We start from the raw sequence: 15,323 nt of genomic DNA, 5'->3' as shown, positions 1-15,323 counted from the left end.
GACACCCCCACCCGGCCCTGGACCCGTGACCTGGGTGCCCTCGCCGATCAGCTGGCCGGAGCGCGGCCCGACCGGCTGCGTGTGACCGGCGTGCCCCACGGGCGCATCGCGGCCGACCTGGCCGCACAGCGCGCCCTCGAGTCCGGGAGGGCGCCGGACGCCGGGGACACGCCCCGCGTCGACCCGGAGGACTTGCACCGCCTGGGCGAGAAACACGGCTACTGGACGGCGATCAGCTGGAACGGCCACGACCCGGCCGCCCTGGATGTCACGTACGTCAAGCGCGAACTGCTCGACGAGGGCGTACCCGTCGGTTCCTACGTGCCCACGGGCGCGGCCGACCCCGGGACGCCGCTCTCCTCCTGGACCACCACACCGGCCACCGGCCGCAGCACCGGCACCCTGCTCACAGCCGTACGGGAGCACCTGCGCCGACAGCTGCCCGAGTACATGCGTCCCGCCGCCGTCGTTCCGCTCGACCGGCTGCCGCTCACCTCCAACGGCAAGCTCGACCGTGCCGCGCTGCCGGCGCTCGAACCGGAGCAGGCCGACATCGGGCGGCCGCCCGCCACCCCGCAGGAGCAGGTGGTGTGCGAGCTGTTCGCGGAGGTCCTCGGCCGACCGGTGGTCGGGGTGAGCGAAGACTTCTTCGACCTGGGCGGCCACTCGCTGCTGGCCACCCGGCTGATGGCGCGGCTGCGCGCGGCCTTCGGCGTCGAGCTGGGCGTGCGAAGTCTCTTCGAGGCACCGACGCCGGAGGGCATCGCGGCCCGGCTCGACGTCGACGACGCGGACGGCTCGTACGAAGTGATGCTGCCGCTGCGCACCGCGGGCAGCAGGCCCCCGCTGTTCTGCGTCCATCCGGGCGGAGGCATCAGCTGGTCGTACAGCGCGCTCATCAAGCACCTGGGGCCGGAGTACCCGCTGTACGGCATACAGGCGCGCAGCCTGGCCCGGGCGGAACCCCGTCCCGCCAGCATCGAGGAGATGGCGGTGGACTACGCCGACCAGATCCAGAAGGTGCAGCCGCACGGACCGTACCACCTGGCCGGCTGGTCCTTCGGCGGGCTGTGCGCGCACGCCCTGGCCGCGGAGTTCCAGCGGCGCGGCGAACCGGTGGCGCTGGTCGCGGTCCTCGACGTGATCCCCGACTGGCAGGGCCTCACCCACGCCGACGTGCCCGCCCCGGACGACCGGGTGATGCTGCTGTACCACGTCGGTCTCGTCGACGACGGCAGTCACCCCGACGACGAGGAGATGACCTTCGCCAAGGCACGGGAGATCCTCCGCCGCCAGGGCAGTGTGCTGGCCAATCTGGAGGAGGACCGGCTCACGACGATCACCGAGATCTCCGCGAACAACACCCATCTGACCGTCGACTACCGGCCCGGCCCGATCGACGGAGACCTGCTGCTGATCGCCTGCTCGGAGGAGCAGGACCCGCCGGTGACAGCCGCGGCTTGGCAGCCGTACGTGCGCGGGTCGGTCGAGGCCCACGTGGTGCCCGGTGACCACGGATCGATGCTGACCCGCCCGGACACACTGGCCGAGATCGGTCGCATCCTCTCGACCAAGCTCCACGACATCACCGGCGAGGAGTGACCTCCGCGCGGGCCGCCCACCACGGAACCGCCGTCCGCTGTCCGCGAGGACCGACACCCGAGGACTCACACTGATGCTGACCGACGTGCTTGCCGTCGACGTGGCCAAGGCCCTGGCCGCAGTGGACGAATGGCTGAGTGAGTACATCCGCCGACCGCACGGCGAGCTCGGACGCACCGGTCCGGTGTGCCCGTTCGTCGAACCCGCCCAGCGCGCCGACGCGTTGGAGATCCGCGTCAGACTGGTCGGCCCCACCCCGAGCCAGACCCTGATCGACGAGACAGTCCGGTGCGGCCTCGACGAGTTCAGCGAGGTCGAGTGGAAGTCCGGCAACCCCAATCTACGCTCGCTGCTTCTCGTCCTGCCGGACCTGCCGGCCGAGCACCTGCACCTGCTGGACGCGGCGCACACGGCACTGAAGCCGGAAAGCGTGCGGCGGGGACTGATGATCGCGCAGTTCCACCAGAAGTGCGAGGAGAAGGCCGTACGCAACCCGGCGTTCGAGGTGAGTCACGCGCCGGTCCCGATGATGGCGGTGCGATCGATGGCGATCCACGACGTACTGTTCCTGGCCGACCGGCGGGAGTGGTTCGAGGAGTACACGAAACGTTTCGGATCCCGCTACCGCAGCGGGTCGCACGGCATCGACCCGCTGCTGACCCAGGTCTACGAACGCGCCCGTGCCGTCCACGCCGCCGGGAGCTGAGCGCGTGCGCGACGTACCGCCGCCCGGAGCCGCCGTGTACCGGGGCATGGATCAGACCACGCTGGACCGGCAGTACTCGCCGAGTTCCCGTGTGGCGAGCCTGGACGCCTACCTGCGCGCGTACGAACGGCTGAGCGAGGCCGCCCGCCGCGCCCATCCTGCGCGGGCATCCCTCGCCTACGGCCCGCACCCGGCGGAGAGACTCGACTACTTCCCCGGGCCGCGTGCCGGACGGGCACCGCTCCTGGTGTTCGTGCACGGCGGGAACTGGCAAGCACTCGGCCGCGCCGAATCGGCCTTCCCCGTACCGCCGTTGCTGGCCGCCGGAGCGGCAGTCGCGGTGATCGAGTACGGGCTGGCACCGGACGTCGGGCTGGACGCCATGGCGGGCATGGTGCGCCGGGCGGTGGACTGGCTGCTGCGGCAGGCGGACGACCTCGGGTTCGACCCGGACCGCCTCCATCTGTGCGGCACCTCGGCCGGAGCGCACCTGGCCGCCATGGCCCTGCTGCCCGGTGTGCCGGCCGGCCCGGACGTGTCCGACCGGATCGCAGGGGCGGTGCTGCTCAGCGGCATGTACGACCTCGAGCCGGTCCGTCTGTCCTACGTCAACGACGTGCTGCGACTCGACGAGGCCGCGGCTCGCCGCAACAGCCCGATCCTGCGGCTGCCGGATCGGCTGCCCGAGACGGTGATCGCCCGCGGTGGCAACGAGACCGACGAGTACGTCCGTCAGCACGACCGGATGGTGGCGGCGCTGCGCCCCCGAGCGGCGGTGACCGAAGTCGTCGCCGACCGGCGCGACCACTTCGACCTCCCCTACGACCTGGGCGTGCCGGGCACCGCACTGGGCGACGCGGTGCTCGCGCAGATGGGACTGGAGGAAGCGACCGCATGACCACCGAACGGACCCCCCAGGGCGCCGCGTGCCCGCTGTCCGCCGCATCCCCCTCGGACACCACCCCGTACGCCCACTACGCCCGGATGGATGAGCTGCTGACGTTGCAGCATCCGCTCAGCTCGGCCCGTACCGAGCCGGGGTTCATCATCATGAGCCAGGTCAAGGAGTTGCTGTTCAAGCTGCTGCACACGGAATTCAGCACAGCACGCGACCAGTTGGCGGACGACCTGCTCGACGACGCACTGTGGACGCTGCGCCGCGCCGCGCGGGTGCAGCAGGTGTTGCTGGTCTCGTGGGAGACGTTCTCCGTGCTGTCCCCGGTGGAGTTCGCCGAGTTCCGGGACGTCTTGGGCTCGGCCTCCGGCTTCCAGTCAGCCGGCTACCGGCGCTTGGAGTTCCTGCTCGGCAACAAGAACCCCGCGATGGTCGCCCCGCACCGGAACACAGCGGGATACGAAGCAGTGCTCGGCCAGCTGCGCGAGCCGAGCCTGTATGACGCCGCGCTCGACCTGCTGGCACGCCGCGGACTGCTCGCGCCCGACGACTCCGCGGACCGGGACGTCGCCCGGCCGTACCGAGGCGGCGCCGAGGTCGAGGAGGCCTGGCGGTCGGTCTACCGGGATCCCGTCCGCCATCGAGACCTGCATCTGCTCGCCGAGGCGCTGATGGATACCGCCGACCAGTTCGCGCGCTGGCGCTACACCCACCTGGTGACCGTGCAGCGCATGCTGGGCGCCAAGGCCGGGACGGGCGGCACCGAGGGCGTGGCCTGGCTCGCACGCATCAGTGAGCACCGCTTCTTCCCGGAACTGTGGTCGGTGCGCTCGACCCTGTGACCCGGCGTCACCGAGCCCCCGGCGGGCAGCGGGGGACACGCGGACACGGACGACACGAGAAAGAAGGAGGGCCGATGGTGAGCGGTATCCCGCGCACGGTGGCCGAGGAACTGGACGCGGCCGATCCACTCGCCGCTTTCCGCGACCGGTTCGTCAGTGCCGATCCGGAGCTGATCTACCTGGACGGCAACTCGCTGGGCCGCCTGCCCACGGCCACGCCCGCGGTGCTGCGGAACGTGGTCGAGGACGGCTGGGGCGCGGGACTGGTGCGGTCGTGGCAGGGCTGGATCGACTGGGGCGCCCAGCTCGGCGACCGCATCGCCGCGCACGTACTCGGCGCCGCACCCGGCGAGGTGGTCATCTCCGACTCCACGTCGGTCAACCTCTACAAGCTGGCCGTCGCCGCCCTGGACGCGGCACCAGGCCGAGGCACCGTCCTGATGGACGCCGAGGACTTCCCCACCAACCGGTACATCGTCCAGGGCCTGGCCGAACAGCGCGGGCTGCGGCTGGTGCGGTTGCCGTCCGACCTCGACGGCGGCCTCGATCTCGACGCCCTGCGCTCGGCGCTCGACGATGACGTCGCGCTCGTGGTGCTGTCCCTGGTGTCCTACCGGAGCGGCGCGCTGCTGGACATGGCGCAGGTGAACGACTTGGTCCACGCGGCCGGCGCGCGGGTGCTGTGGGACGTGTCGCACGCCGCCGGGGCCGTTCCCGTCGATCTGGCCGGTACCGGTGCCGAACTTGCCGTCGGCTGCACCTACAAGTACCTCAACGGTGGCCCGGGCTCACCCGCCTTTCTCTATGTGCGGCGTGACCTGCAGTCGCGGTTGCGGCAGCCGGTGTGGGGCTGGTTCGGGCAGCGCGAGCAGTTCGAGATGGGCCCCGACTACGACCCGGTGCCCACCATCGAGCGGTTCCTGGTGAGTACCCCGCCGCTGGTGTCGCTCGCGGCGATCGATCCCGCACTCGACCTGGTCGAGGAGGCGGGCCTGGCACGGATCCGGGCCAAGGGGCTGCGGCTGGGCCGGCTGGCCGACGACCTGGCGGACGCCTGGCTCGCTCCGCTGGGCTTCCGGCCCGCCTCGCCCGCGCCGGAGCGGCGCGGTTCGCATCTGTCCCTGTACCACCCGGACGCCTGGCGCGTCTGCCAGGCGCTGGCCGCCGACGCGAAGGTGGTGTGCGACTACCGGGTCCCGGACCGGCTGCGCATCGGCCTGTCCCCCCTGACCACCCGGTTCACCGACGTCTGGGACGCGTTGGCCCGCACGCGCGACCTCGTGGCCGACGGCGCCTACGCCTCCCGGCCCGCCGGCCTGACCCGGGTGACCTGATCTCCGCCTTCCGCACACCACCCTGTCCACTTCAGCCGATTCGGAGTGCCCATGGCTCACGCATCCCCGCTCACCACCGACGGACTGGTACAGATCCTGTTCGGCTCCTCGGCCTTCCAGATGCTGCGCGCGGGCAGCGACCTGGGCCTGTTCACCCTGCTGCACCGGCGACCCGGCCTGACCTCGACGGACATCGGCCGGGAACTCGGGCTTGAGGAGCGACCCGTGCAGATCCTGCTGCTCGGCACCACCGCACTCGGACTGACAGTGCGTCAGGGCGAGAGCTACGAGAACGCCGACGTGCTGAACGGTCTCATCGCGGAGGGCAACTGGGAGATCATCGAGGACCTCGTCGAGTACGAGGAGCGGATCGTCCGGCCCGCCGAGACGGACTTCGTCGCGTCGCTGCGCGAGAACACCAACGTCGGCCTGCGACGGATCAAGGGCACGGGGGAGGACCTCTACCACCGGCTGTCCGCGGACCCCGAGCTGGAGCAGCTGTTCTACCGCTGCATGCGGTCCTGGTCCCGGCTGTCCAACCCGGTGCTGATCGAGAAGGCCGACCTCACAGGCGTGCGCCGCGTGCTCGATGTGGGCGGCGGGGACGGTGTCAACGCCATGGCCCTCGCGCAGGCCAACCCCGGCGTGAAGTTCACCGTCCTGGACCTGCCCGGCACGGTGGAGATCGCCCGCAGGAAGATCGCCGAGCACGGGCTGTCCGACCGGATCGCCGTGCAAGCCGCGGACATCTTCGCCGACACCTACCCCACGGGCCACGACTGCGTGCTCTTCGCCAACCAGCTGGTGATCTGGTCGCCGCAGGAGAACGTACGGCTGCTGCGCAAGGCGTACGCGGCGCTTCCGGACGGCGGGCGGGTGCTCGTGTTCAACGCCATGTCCGACGACAGCGGGGACGGCCCGCTGTACGCCGCCCTGGACAACGTGTACTTCGCGACGCTGCCGGCTGCGAGCAGCACGATCTACCGGTGGGGCCAGTACGAGGAGTGGTTCGCCGCGGCCGGGTTCGTGAAACCCGAGCGACTGCCCGGCGGCCAGTGGACGCCGCACGGCGTGATCAGCGCGGTCAAGTGACGCCCCAGCGAGTACCGGAGCCGACCATGTCTTCCACGTTCCAGGACGTCCCGCCGGCCGGCGGGGGAGCGGCGTGCCCCGCCGGCCCGCACATGATGGACCCCGACCTGCTGGCCGACCCCTTCGGCGGTTACGGCCGGCTGCGCGAGCAGGGCCCGGTCGTCCGCGGCCGGTTCGTCGACGGCACCCCGGTGTGGTTCGTGACCCGCTACGACGACGTCCGCGCCGTGCTGCGCGACCCGCGGTTCGTCAACACCCCGTCTCACGTGCCCGGAGCCCAAGGCGCGGATCCACGTGAGGGGATGATGGAACTGCTCAAGGTGCCCGAGCACTTACGGATCTACCTCCTGGGATCCATCCTCGACAGCGACCCGCCGGACCATCCGCGGCTGCGTCGCCTGGTGACCCGGGCGTTCACGGCCCGCCGTATCCTCGATCTGCGTCCCGCCATCGAAGAGATCGCCGACCGGCTGCTCGCCGAACTGCCTGACCGGGCGCAGGACGGCACGGTGGACCTGCTCGAGCACTACGCCTACCCCCTGTCGATCAGGGTGATCTGCCGGCTCGTCGGGATTCCCGAGGCCGACCTCGATCGCTGGCGGGAGTGGGGCGGGGACCTCGTGTCGATGCGGCCCGAACGCCTGCAGCACTCGTTTCCCGTGATGATCGACTACTGCCATCGACTGATCGAACACCGTCGTGCCGCGCTCACGGACGATCTGCTCAGCGAACTGATCCGGGCACAGGACGACGACGGCGGGCGGCTCAGCGACACGGAGATGGTCACCATGGTGCTCACCCTGGTGCTGGCCGGACATGAGACGAGCACGCATCTGATCGGCAACGGCACCGCGGCCCTGCTCACCCATCCCGACCAGCTGGCACGGCTCAGGCAGGACCCGGCGTTGCTCCCGACGGCGGTGCACGAGCTGATGCGCTGGTGCGGGTCGGTGCAGGTGGCCCGACTGCGCTATGCGGCGGAAGACCTGGAGATAGCCGGCACGCGGATCGCCCGCGGTGAGGCGGTCCAACCGGTGCTCGTGTCCGCCAACTTCGACCCGCGGCACTACACGGATCCGGATCGCCTGCACCTGACCCGTCAGCCGGACGGGCAGGCCGAGAACCACGTGGGTTTCGGCCATGGCATCCACTACTGCTTGGGTGCCACGCTGGCCCGGCAGGAGGGCGAGGTGGCGCTCGCCCGGTTGCTGGCCCGCTACCCGGACCTCGCGCTCGCTGCCGGCGATCCGGAGCACGACCGTGCCCGGCTGCCCGGCAGTTGGCGGCTGAACGCGCTGCGTCTGCGGCTCGGAACGTGATCCGACCGCAGGGCCGAGGGCCCCGCGATCCGTGGTGCGGGGCCCTCGGGCACTCAGGGGCGGAAGCCTGTGCCGTCAGGCGTCAGGTAAGCCGTCCTTCACCGCGATGGCCTGGACGGGACAGGACAGCGCGGCCTGGGTGACCTGCCGCAGGGTCGCTGTCCGCGCCCCGTCGGACACGAGCGCGGCGTACCCGTCGTCGTCCTGTGTGAACACGGTGGGTGCCGTCAGGGTGCACTGCCCGGACCCGATACAGGTGCGGTGGTCGATGCTGATCTTCATTGGTGGCCGTCTCCGGTGGTCTGGGCGGGGTGTCAGTGACCGAGCTCGTGCGCGGTGGCACGGTCGAGCGTCAGCAGGACCCATTCCTCGAAGTCCCGGTCTCCCCTCGAGGCGGCCTCCCGCCAGCGCTGGACCCGGTCACAGGGGGCGCTTATCCGGAGTTGGCTGGCCTGTACGGGACCGGCCGGCCGGCCCCCTCCGCGGCTCTCCCTCAGCCGCAGTCGGAGCTGGTTGCGCGACCAGCCGTGCTGCTCCGCCTGGTCGAGCCAGCTGTCGGCCTCGGCCGACGGCAGGGAGGCGACCTCGGCGTGGTGGCCGAAGCTCAGCGTCTCGCGCCGACGCCAGAGCTCGAAGTGGCGCGCCACCCACGCGTAGTTGCGCAGCGTCTGGTAGTCCAGTCCCGCGGCCTGCACGCCGGTCTGGTAGCGGTCGGCGTAACGGTCCTGGCCGTAGACGAGCCAGTCGCCGAGGCACCAGGCGGAGGAGTCGGCGATCTGGAAGATGTGCTGCCCAGCCCTCTCCCACCGGTCGTACGGGAGGCTGGTCGGTATCTTCAGGCCGACCCGAGTGGTGAGGATTCGTTCCTGCTCGCCGGGTCTGCGAGAGCGGGACGCCTCGGTGGCCCGGCGGCCGACTGGTTGGCGGTTGCTCCGGTTGTACTTGGCGATATGCTGCACCGGCTTTCTCCTAAAATCGGGGGGTGCATCTCACCATTCAGCGCGCCCCTCAAGCCAACAAAGTCGCAAGCCCCAAAAACGGTAGTCACCGTCCGAGATAGCGTCAATGAATGTTTCCGGCCGGAGATGGCTGATTGGGATGCATTCCGCTTCGAAACCGGTCGCTTCAGTGTGGAGCGCGTGCCGAATCGCGCGGCCCCGGCGGCACCGTCAGGGGGTGCCGGCCGACACGTGGAGCGTGCCGTCGGAGTCCGCCTGCGCCGCCGCCTCGACTCCGTCGAGGATCAGGTCCAGGCCCACCCGGTACGCCTCCCTCGCCTCCCGCTCCATGTGTGACGCCGCGTCGCCCGCCTCGGTCATGGCCGCCAGGCTCGCCGTCGACTCCAGGGCCGCGAGGGCGGGGTAGCGCTCGGTGAAGTCCGGCGCGAACTCGGTCATCAGCGCGGACCGCTGAGCCCACCACTGCTCATCGGGCACCCCGGTCTCCGACGCTGCCTGCCGGTGCTCTGTCGCGACCAGGGCCATTCCCCGCACGAACTGGAACAACACCGAGATGACCCGCCGGACGCGCAGGGGTTCCAGGCCGGTCGCCCCCAGGATCCGCACCACCGTCTCCAGGCGTGCGTACTCGTTCGGCCCGAGTACGGGGCGGGCTTGCGAGACCTGGAGCACCCAGGGGTGGTCCAGGTAGAACGCCCAGGCGTCGTCGGCCCAGGCGGTGAGCGCCGGGCGCCATCCCGCGCTGATGTCGTACTGCGTGGGGAGTTCGGCCAGCACCCTGTCGTGCATGAGGTCGACCAGTTCGTTCTTGCTCGGCACGTACGTGTAGAGCGCCATCGCGGTGCGCCCGAGCCGGGTTCCGACCGCCCGCATGGACAGGGCCGCCATCCCCTCCTCGTCCGCCACCGCGATACCCGTTGCCACGATCGTCTCCACATCGAGTCCGGGTTTGGGGCCGGGTTTGGGCGCAGGCCCGCCTGATGCGGCCGTTCGCCAAAGCAGGGACATGGATCGGCGAGCATCGCCCTGTCCGGCGAAAATAACCACCTTGCAACTCCTTACTGCATAAAGTAACGTCGTCCGCGCATCTCCTTACGGTGTAAGGATACCAGCTGGGCGGCCACCCGCCCTGGTATGCCCGTACGTTCGTGGAAGGTTTTCGATGGCAGAGCTCCCCGTCACGTCCATCCAGGTCACCGACATCACACGCATCACACCGCGGATGGCCCGGGTGACGTTCGAGGCCGACCATCTCGACGACTCCGTCGGCCTGAGCCCGGACCAGCAGCTCAAGCTCTGCTTCCCCCGGCCCGGCCAGGAGCGCCCCCTCCTGCCGCAGCAGAGCGACGACGCAACGGGCTGGTATCAGGCGTTTCTGGCCATTCCGGAGGACGAGCGGCCCTGGATGCGCAGCTTCACCCTCCGCCGGCGTGTGCCCGGTACCCGCACCGTCGAGGTCGACTTCGTCCTGCACGGCGACAACGGCCCGGCCAGCGCCTGGGCCGGCTCGGCCCGCCCGGGCGACCGGCTCGGCATGGTCGGTCCCTCCGCGCTCTACGCCGGACCGGTCTCCCTGACGGACTCGATCACCTCCGCCGACTGGCTGCTGATCGTCGGCGACGAGACCGCACTGCCCGCCATCGGCACCCTGCTGGAGGCCCTGCCCGAGCGGACCCCGGCCCACGTCTACGTCGAGGTCGCCGACCACGCGGAGCAGCAGACCTTCCGGACAGCGGGTGACGTCGGCCTGCACTGGCTGTACCGCGACGGAGTCCAGGCCGGCCACAGCGACGTCCTGCTCAACGCCGTCCGCGGTGCCGCGTTCCCGCCCGGTCGCCCCTTCGCCTGGCTGGCCGGAGAGGCGGGCGTCGTCCGGACCCTGCGGCGCCACCTGGTCGACGACAGGGGGTTCGACAAGCGCGCGATCGACTTCAGCGGCTACTGGCGCCTCAAGCTCACCCAGGACGACGCACCGACCGCCGACGACATGGCCGAGGCACAGGAGCGCCTCGCCGAGTACCAGGCGGCGGCCGATGGCCAGTCCTGACGAGCCTCGCGCCGCGGTCGGCATCCCGGCCGGACGCCGCGAGTCGACCGGACGACTGCCGGGCCGGGAGAAGGAATCCATGATCACAGTGCGAGGGCTGGCCCGCCGGTTCACCGCGCGCGGCCACAGTGTCGAAGCGGTCAAGGGGATCGACTTCGACGTGGCGCCCGGGGAGGTGGTCGGGTTCCTCGGCCCCAACGGAGCGGGCAAGACCACGACCTTACGGATGCTCACCACCCTGCTGCGCCCCACCGGCGGGACGGGAACCGTGGCCGGCTGCGACTTGTTGACCGACCCCCAGGGCGTCCGCCGCAGGATCGGCTGCGTCCAGCAGGGCGGCGCCGGCTGGCCCGAGTCCAGGGTCGCCGAGGAGATCGAACTCCAGGCCCGGCTCTACGGCCTGTCCCGGTCCGAGGCCAGGCGGCGCGGGGCCCTGCTCACGGAGCGGCTCGACCTCGCCGACCTGGACCAGCGCGCGGTCAAGACGCTTTCCGGCGGTCAGCGCCGCCGGCTCGACATCGCACTCGGACTGGTCCACGAACCGATGCTCGTCTTCCTCGACGAGCCCACCACCGGACTCGACCCGCAGAGCCGGGCCAACCTCTGGGATCACGTCCGCCGCCTGCGCTCCGAGCAGGGCACGACCGTCTTCCTGACCACGCACTACCTCGACGAGGCGGATGCGCTGTGCGACCGCATCCTCGTCACCGACCACGGCACGATCGTCGCCGAAGGCACCCCCGACGCGCTCAAGGCCCGGGTCGCCGGCGACGCGGTGACCATCGAGGTGACCGACCGCGCCGCAGAGGCGGCCGACGTCGCCGGGCGGCTGGCCGGAGCCACCGAGGTGAGCGTCGACGGCGACACGGTGCGCTTCCGGGTGCCCCGCGGTGACGCCGCCTTGCCGGAACTGCTGCGCACCCTCGACAGCCGCGGCATCACCATGGCCTCCATCAAGATCAACCGACCCACCCTCGACGACGTGTTCCTCAGTCTGACCGGACGCTCGCTGCGGGACGGCGACCCCGCACCCCGGACCGGGGAGGCCGCCCATGCTGCGTGACACCCGGCTGATCTTCGTGCGGGACATGAAGCTCGCGCTGCGCAGCCCGACCTGGCTGCTCATCGGGATCATGCAGCCGCTGCTGTACCTGTTCCTCTTCGGGCCCCTCATGGTGTCCGTGGTCGACCACACCCCCGGTTTCCCGCCCGGCGGCGCCTGGGAGGTCCTCACTCCGGCCCTCATCGTCCAGACCGCACTGTTCAGCGGCTCCTTCGCCGGGGTGGGACTGCTCACCGAGTACCGGGTCGGCGTCGTCGACCGCTTCCGCGGCACGCCCGCGAGCAGGGCCGCCCTGCTGTTCGGAAAGGTACTGGCCCAGGCCGTGCAGGCCACCGCGCAGTCCCTACTGATCGTGCTGGTCACGCTGCTCGTCTTCGACCTCGACGCCTCACCCGGCGGACTGCTGCTGAGCCTTGTGATCGCCGCGGTCCTGGCCATCACGCTGTCCTCGGGATCGTACGCACTGGCGCTGGTCCTCAAGAGCGAGGCTGCATTCCCCGCGCTGATGAACGCCGTGCTCCTGCCGCTCCTGCTGCTGTCCGGGGTGCTGCTGCCGGTCTCCGAACAACTGGCGCCCGGCTGGCTGTACCACCTGGCCCGGATCAATCCCCTGACCCACGTGGTCGACGCCGAACGCGCGGCGTTCCGGGGGGACATGAGCGCCACGGAGCTGCTGACCGGCTCGCTCCTGTTGATGGTCATGGCCGCCCTCGCCCTGCTGTGGGGCACGCAGACCTTCCGCAAGGAGAACGCCTGACGGCACCGCCCGCAGGCCCACCCAGACCGGGCTCCCCCTTACATCCCCCGGAGGGGGAGCCCGCCCGCACCAGCAAGGAGCACGTGTGAGGACCGACGCCATCGAGGTGACCGGTGCCAGGGAGAACAACCTCAAGAACGTCTCGCTCCGGATCCCGAGACGGCACTTGACCGTCTTCACCGGTGTCTCCGGCTCGGGCAAGTCGTCCCTGGTGTTCGACACCCTCGCGGCCGAGGCCCAGCGACAGCTCAACGAGACCTTCAGCGCCTTCGTCCGGACCTTCCTGCCCGACCACGGGCGGCCGGACATGGACGCCATCGAGAACATCTCCGCGGCCGTCGTCATCGACCAGAAGCGCCTGGGCGGCAACCCGCGCTCCACCGTCGGCACGATCACCGACATCAACCCGCTGCTGCGTCTGCTGTTCTCCCGGGCCGGCGATCCCGCGGGCCTGCCGCCGAGCGCGTTCTCCTTCAACGACCCCCAGGGGATGTGCCCCACCTGCGAGGGCCTCGGCACGACCGTCCGCCTCGACCTCGACGCGTTCCTCGACCGCACCAGATCCCTCAACCAGGGCGCGCTGCTGCACCCGGACTTCTCCACCGACAGCTGGTACTGGCTGAGCTACGCGGAGTCAGGCCTGTTCGACAACGACAAGCCCCTGGCCGACTTCACCGAGCGGGAATGGCAACTGCTGCTGCACGGTGAACTGCCGGACAAGCTCCGCCTGCTGTGGCAGGGCAACACGCTCAACGTCCGTTACGAGGGCCTCGTCGACAAGTTCAACCGGCTCTACGTCAAGAAGGAGGACATGTCCGAGCGCGGCCGCCGGGTGTTCCAGCGGTTCGCCCGCACCGCCTCCTGCCCCGACTGCGGCGGCACCCGTCTCGCGCCCGCCGCGCGGGCCACCCGGATCGGCGGCCACCACATCGCGGACCTCACCGCGATGGAGGCCCAGCACCTCGCCGGCTTCCTGGCGGACTTGGACCTGCCGCGGGTGAAACCGGTCCTGAACGACGTCGTCCTCCGTCTGCACCACCTGCTCGACATCGGACTCGGCTACCTGAGCCTGGACCGGGAGACCCGCACGCTCTCAGGCGGCGAGTCCCAGCGGATCAAGATGGTGCGGCATCTGTCCAGCAGCCTCACCGAGATGCTCTACGTGTTCGACGAGCCGAGCGTCGGCCTGCACCCCCGGGACGTGCACCGGCTCAAGGAGCTCCTCATCGCACTGCGGGACAAGGGCAACACCGTGCTGGTGGTCGAGCACGACCCCGACGTCATGGCCATCGCCGACCATGTGGTCGACATGGGCCCGAAAGCAGGGACGCTCGGCGGCGAAGTGGTCTTCGAAGGCAGCTTCGACGGACTGACCCGGGCCGACACCCTCACCGGACGCCACCTGCGGCACCGGCTGCCCCTCAAGACCGCGGCGCGGCGCGCCACCGGGACACTCATGGTCACCGACGCGACGAGCCACAACCTCAAGAACGTGACGGTCGGCTTTCCCACCGGCGTCCTGACGATCGTCACCGGCGTGGCCGGATCGGGCAAGAGCACGCTGGTCAACGACGAGTTCGTCAGGCGGTACCCGGACGCGATCGTCATCGACCAGTCGGCCGTGACCACCAGCCGACGCTCCAACACCGCCACCTACACGGGCCTGATGGACCCGGTCCGCAAACTGTTCGCCAGCGCCAACAAGGTGAGCCCGTCCCTGTTCAGCGCCAACTCCAAGGGCGCGTGCCCCCACTGCCAAGGGCTCGGCGTCCTCTACACCGACCTGGCGTTCATGGACACGCTGAAGTCGGTGTGCGACGTCTGCCGGGGCCGCCGCTTCTCCGAGGACGTTCTCGGCCACCGCCTGCGGGGCAAGTCCATCAGCGACGTCCTGGAGATGACGACGGCCGAGGCGGCGGAGTTCTTCACGGAGCCCAAGCTCCGCCCCGTCCTGAACGCGCTGAACGAGGTGGGTCTGGACTACCTCCGTCTCGGACAGCCGCTGAGCACCCTGTCCGGCGGCGAGTGCCAGCGCCTCAAGCTCGCGGCCGACCTGCACCGTGTGGGAGGCGTCTACGTCATGGACGAACCCACCACCGGTTTGCACATGTCAGACGTCCACCGCCTCCTCGGCATCATCGAGCGCCTCGTCGACCAGGGCAACACCGTCATCGTCATCGAGCACAACCTCGACGTCGTCAGGAGTGCCGACTGGATCATCGACCTCGGTCCCGAAGGGGGCAGCGGGGGCGGGCGCATCCTGTTCGAAGGAACTCCGGCCGATTTCCTGAAGAACACCGACTCCCACACCGCCGCGCACCTCCGCCAGGACCTCTCGCACGCGGGGAGCATCTGATCGGGCCGCCCGGGCCGACGGGGCGATCTTCCGATCTCGTAGAGGAGTGGCGCCACAGCCGAGCACGCAGTCAGGCACGTTCTCCCCGTGCGGTCGACAGGCTCAGAGCGTCGGCGGGAATCAGGCCCGGCCACTGCAGGACGAGTCGTGCGCCGGGCTTGTCGAGCACGTCACCGGGCGGCGACTGGCCGTCCGGCGTTGCGGCCGGGTGGACGGTCATCGGCGGGTAGTCACTCGCACCCGGCTGCCCGCCCCGATCCGGCTGCCCTGAGCCCGTGACGGGCGTGGCGTACGCGTACGTCTACGCGTGCGCGGTGACGGGCTCGGGGTGCCGCGAAGCCTTACGAACCC

General features: G+C 70.5%; 15 protein-coding genes. 11 read left to right on the top strand and 4 right to left on the bottom strand.

Annotated elements, in window-relative coordinates; translation table 11 throughout:
- The 7 genes from E4U92_RS32730 to E4U92_RS32700 all read left to right on the top strand — a co-directional run.
- A partial coding sequence (locus E4U92_RS32730) for an alpha/beta fold hydrolase (RefSeq protein ID WP_137304063.1) occupies window positions 1–1,602 on the top strand: 1,602 nt, incomplete at its 5' end.
- Window positions 1,603–1,675: 73 nt separating this feature from the next.
- Window positions 1,676–2,308, top strand: a complete 633-nt coding sequence (locus E4U92_RS32725; protein ID WP_137304062.1) for a DUF6875 domain-containing protein — start codon at window positions 1,676–1,678, stop codon at window positions 2,306–2,308.
- Between the two features lie 4 nt (window positions 2,309–2,312).
- Window positions 2,313–3,206, top strand: coding sequence for an alpha/beta hydrolase (locus E4U92_RS32720; protein ID WP_229863532.1), 894 nt, complete (start codon window positions 2,313–2,315; stop codon window positions 3,204–3,206).
- On the top strand, window positions 3,203–4,045 hold the full coding sequence (locus E4U92_RS32715; protein WP_137304061.1) for a tryptophan 2,3-dioxygenase: 843 nt from the start codon (window positions 3,203–3,205) through the stop codon (window positions 4,043–4,045). The genes E4U92_RS32720 and E4U92_RS32715 overlap by 4 nt, the downstream gene beginning before the upstream one ends.
- 74 nt (window positions 4,046–4,119) lie before the next feature.
- The gene (locus E4U92_RS32710; protein WP_137304060.1) at window positions 4,120–5,379 is read left to right on the top strand and encodes a kynureninase; all 1,260 of its coding nucleotides are present in this window, start codon (window positions 4,120–4,122) and stop codon (window positions 5,377–5,379) included.
- Between the two features lie 51 nt (window positions 5,380–5,430).
- Window positions 5,431–6,471: a 3-hydroxy-D-kynurenine methyltransferase AcmL gene (gene acmL / locus E4U92_RS32705; protein WP_137304059.1), complete on the top strand. Its 1,041-nt coding sequence runs from the start codon at window positions 5,431–5,433 to the stop codon at window positions 6,469–6,471.
- A gap of 92 nt (window positions 6,472–6,563) precedes the next feature.
- Window positions 6,564–7,790 (top strand): cytochrome P450 family protein, encoded by a 1,227-nt coding sequence (locus tag E4U92_RS32700; RefSeq protein ID WP_229863530.1) that lies wholly within the window; start codon window positions 6,564–6,566, stop codon window positions 7,788–7,790.
- Window positions 7,791–7,865: 75 nt separating this feature from the next.
- Here the strand turns inward: E4U92_RS32700 and E4U92_RS32695 are convergent, their stop codons facing one another.
- The 3 genes from E4U92_RS32695 to E4U92_RS32685 all read right to left on the bottom strand — a co-directional run bounded on the left by E4U92_RS32695 (window position 7,866) and on the right by E4U92_RS32685 (window position 9,796).
- The gene (locus tag E4U92_RS32695; RefSeq protein WP_137304058.1) at window positions 7,866–8,072 is read right to left on the bottom strand and encodes a ferredoxin; all 207 of its coding nucleotides are present in this window, start codon (window positions 8,070–8,072) and stop codon (window positions 7,866–7,868) included.
- A gap of 32 nt (window positions 8,073–8,104) precedes the next feature.
- Complete coding sequence (locus tag E4U92_RS32690; RefSeq protein WP_268253554.1) at window positions 8,105–8,749, bottom strand: LmbU family transcriptional regulator; 645 nt, start codon at window positions 8,747–8,749, stop codon at window positions 8,105–8,107.
- Window positions 8,750–8,959: 210 nt separating this feature from the next.
- Window positions 8,960–9,796: a TetR/AcrR family transcriptional regulator C-terminal domain-containing protein gene (locus E4U92_RS32685; RefSeq protein ID WP_137304057.1), complete on the bottom strand. Its 837-nt coding sequence runs from the start codon at window positions 9,794–9,796 to the stop codon at window positions 8,960–8,962.
- Window positions 9,797–9,911: 115 nt separating this feature from the next.
- Between E4U92_RS32685 and E4U92_RS32680 the strand changes: the two genes are divergently transcribed.
- From E4U92_RS32680 to E4U92_RS32665, 4 genes are all read left to right on the top strand, one after another.
- Window positions 9,912–10,796 (top strand): siderophore-interacting protein, encoded by an 885-nt coding sequence (locus E4U92_RS32680; protein WP_137304056.1) that lies wholly within the window; start codon window positions 9,912–9,914, stop codon window positions 10,794–10,796.
- 79 nt (window positions 10,797–10,875) lie between these two features.
- Window positions 10,876–11,859, top strand: a complete 984-nt coding sequence (locus E4U92_RS32675) for an ATP-binding cassette domain-containing protein (RefSeq protein ID WP_137304055.1) — start codon at window positions 10,876–10,878, stop codon at window positions 11,857–11,859.
- Window positions 11,849–12,616 carry an ABC transporter permease gene (locus E4U92_RS32670; protein WP_137304054.1) on the top strand — a complete coding sequence of 256 codons (768 nt, stop codon included), beginning with the start codon at window positions 11,849–11,851 and terminating at the stop codon, window positions 12,614–12,616. Before E4U92_RS32675 ends, E4U92_RS32670 begins: the two co-directional genes overlap by 11 nt.
- An 85-nt stretch (window positions 12,617–12,701) precedes the next feature.
- A complete protein-coding gene (locus E4U92_RS32665) occupies window positions 12,702–14,972 on the top strand; it encodes an ATP-binding cassette domain-containing protein (RefSeq protein ID WP_137304053.1) in 2,271 nt (756 codons plus the stop codon).
- 70 nt (window positions 14,973–15,042) lie between these two features.
- On the opposite strand, the gene E4U92_RS36100 is transcribed toward E4U92_RS32665, so the two are convergent.
- On the bottom strand, window positions 15,043–15,192 hold the full coding sequence (locus E4U92_RS36100; RefSeq protein WP_168725243.1) for a hypothetical protein: 150 nt from the start codon (window positions 15,190–15,192) through the stop codon (window positions 15,043–15,045).
- Window positions 15,193–15,323 lie beyond the last annotated feature (131 nt).

Origin of the sequence: Streptomyces galbus (assembly GCF_005280195.1) — a bacterium.
Classification (GTDB): Bacteria; Actinomycetota; Actinomycetes; order Streptomycetales; family Streptomycetaceae; genus Streptomyces; species Streptomyces galbus.
This window is presented reverse-complemented; position numbering and strand designations above follow the sequence as displayed.

Excerpts from the sequence above, each read along its gene's own strand:
- E4U92_RS32725 (WP_137304062.1), top strand. The coding sequence starts at position 1,676 with ATGCTGACCGACGTGCTTGCCGTCGACGTGGCCAAGGCCCTGGCCGCA.
- E4U92_RS32715 (WP_137304061.1), top strand. The coding sequence starts at position 3,203 with ATGACCACCGAACGGACCCCCCAGGGCGCCGCGTGCCCGCTGTCCGCC.
- E4U92_RS32710 (WP_137304060.1), top strand. The coding sequence starts at position 4,120 with ATGGTGAGCGGTATCCCGCGCACGGTGGCCGAGGAACTGGACGCGGCC.
- acmL (WP_137304059.1), top strand. The coding sequence starts at position 5,431 with ATGGCTCACGCATCCCCGCTCACCACCGACGGACTGGTACAGATCCTG.
- E4U92_RS32700 (WP_229863530.1), top strand. The coding sequence starts at position 6,564 with ATGATGGACCCCGACCTGCTGGCCGACCCCTTCGGCGGTTACGGCCGG.
- E4U92_RS32695 (WP_137304058.1), bottom strand. The coding sequence starts at position 8,072 with ATGAAGATCAGCATCGACCACCGCACCTGTATCGGGTCCGGGCAGTGC.
- E4U92_RS32680 (WP_137304056.1), top strand. The coding sequence starts at position 9,912 with ATGGCAGAGCTCCCCGTCACGTCCATCCAGGTCACCGACATCACACGC.
- E4U92_RS32675 (WP_137304055.1), top strand. The coding sequence starts at position 10,876 with ATGATCACAGTGCGAGGGCTGGCCCGCCGGTTCACCGCGCGCGGCCAC.
- E4U92_RS32670 (WP_137304054.1), top strand. The coding sequence starts at position 11,849 with ATGCTGCGTGACACCCGGCTGATCTTCGTGCGGGACATGAAGCTCGCG.
- E4U92_RS36100 (WP_168725243.1), bottom strand. The coding sequence starts at position 15,192 with ATGACCGTCCACCCGGCCGCAACGCCGGACGGCCAGTCGCCGCCCGGT.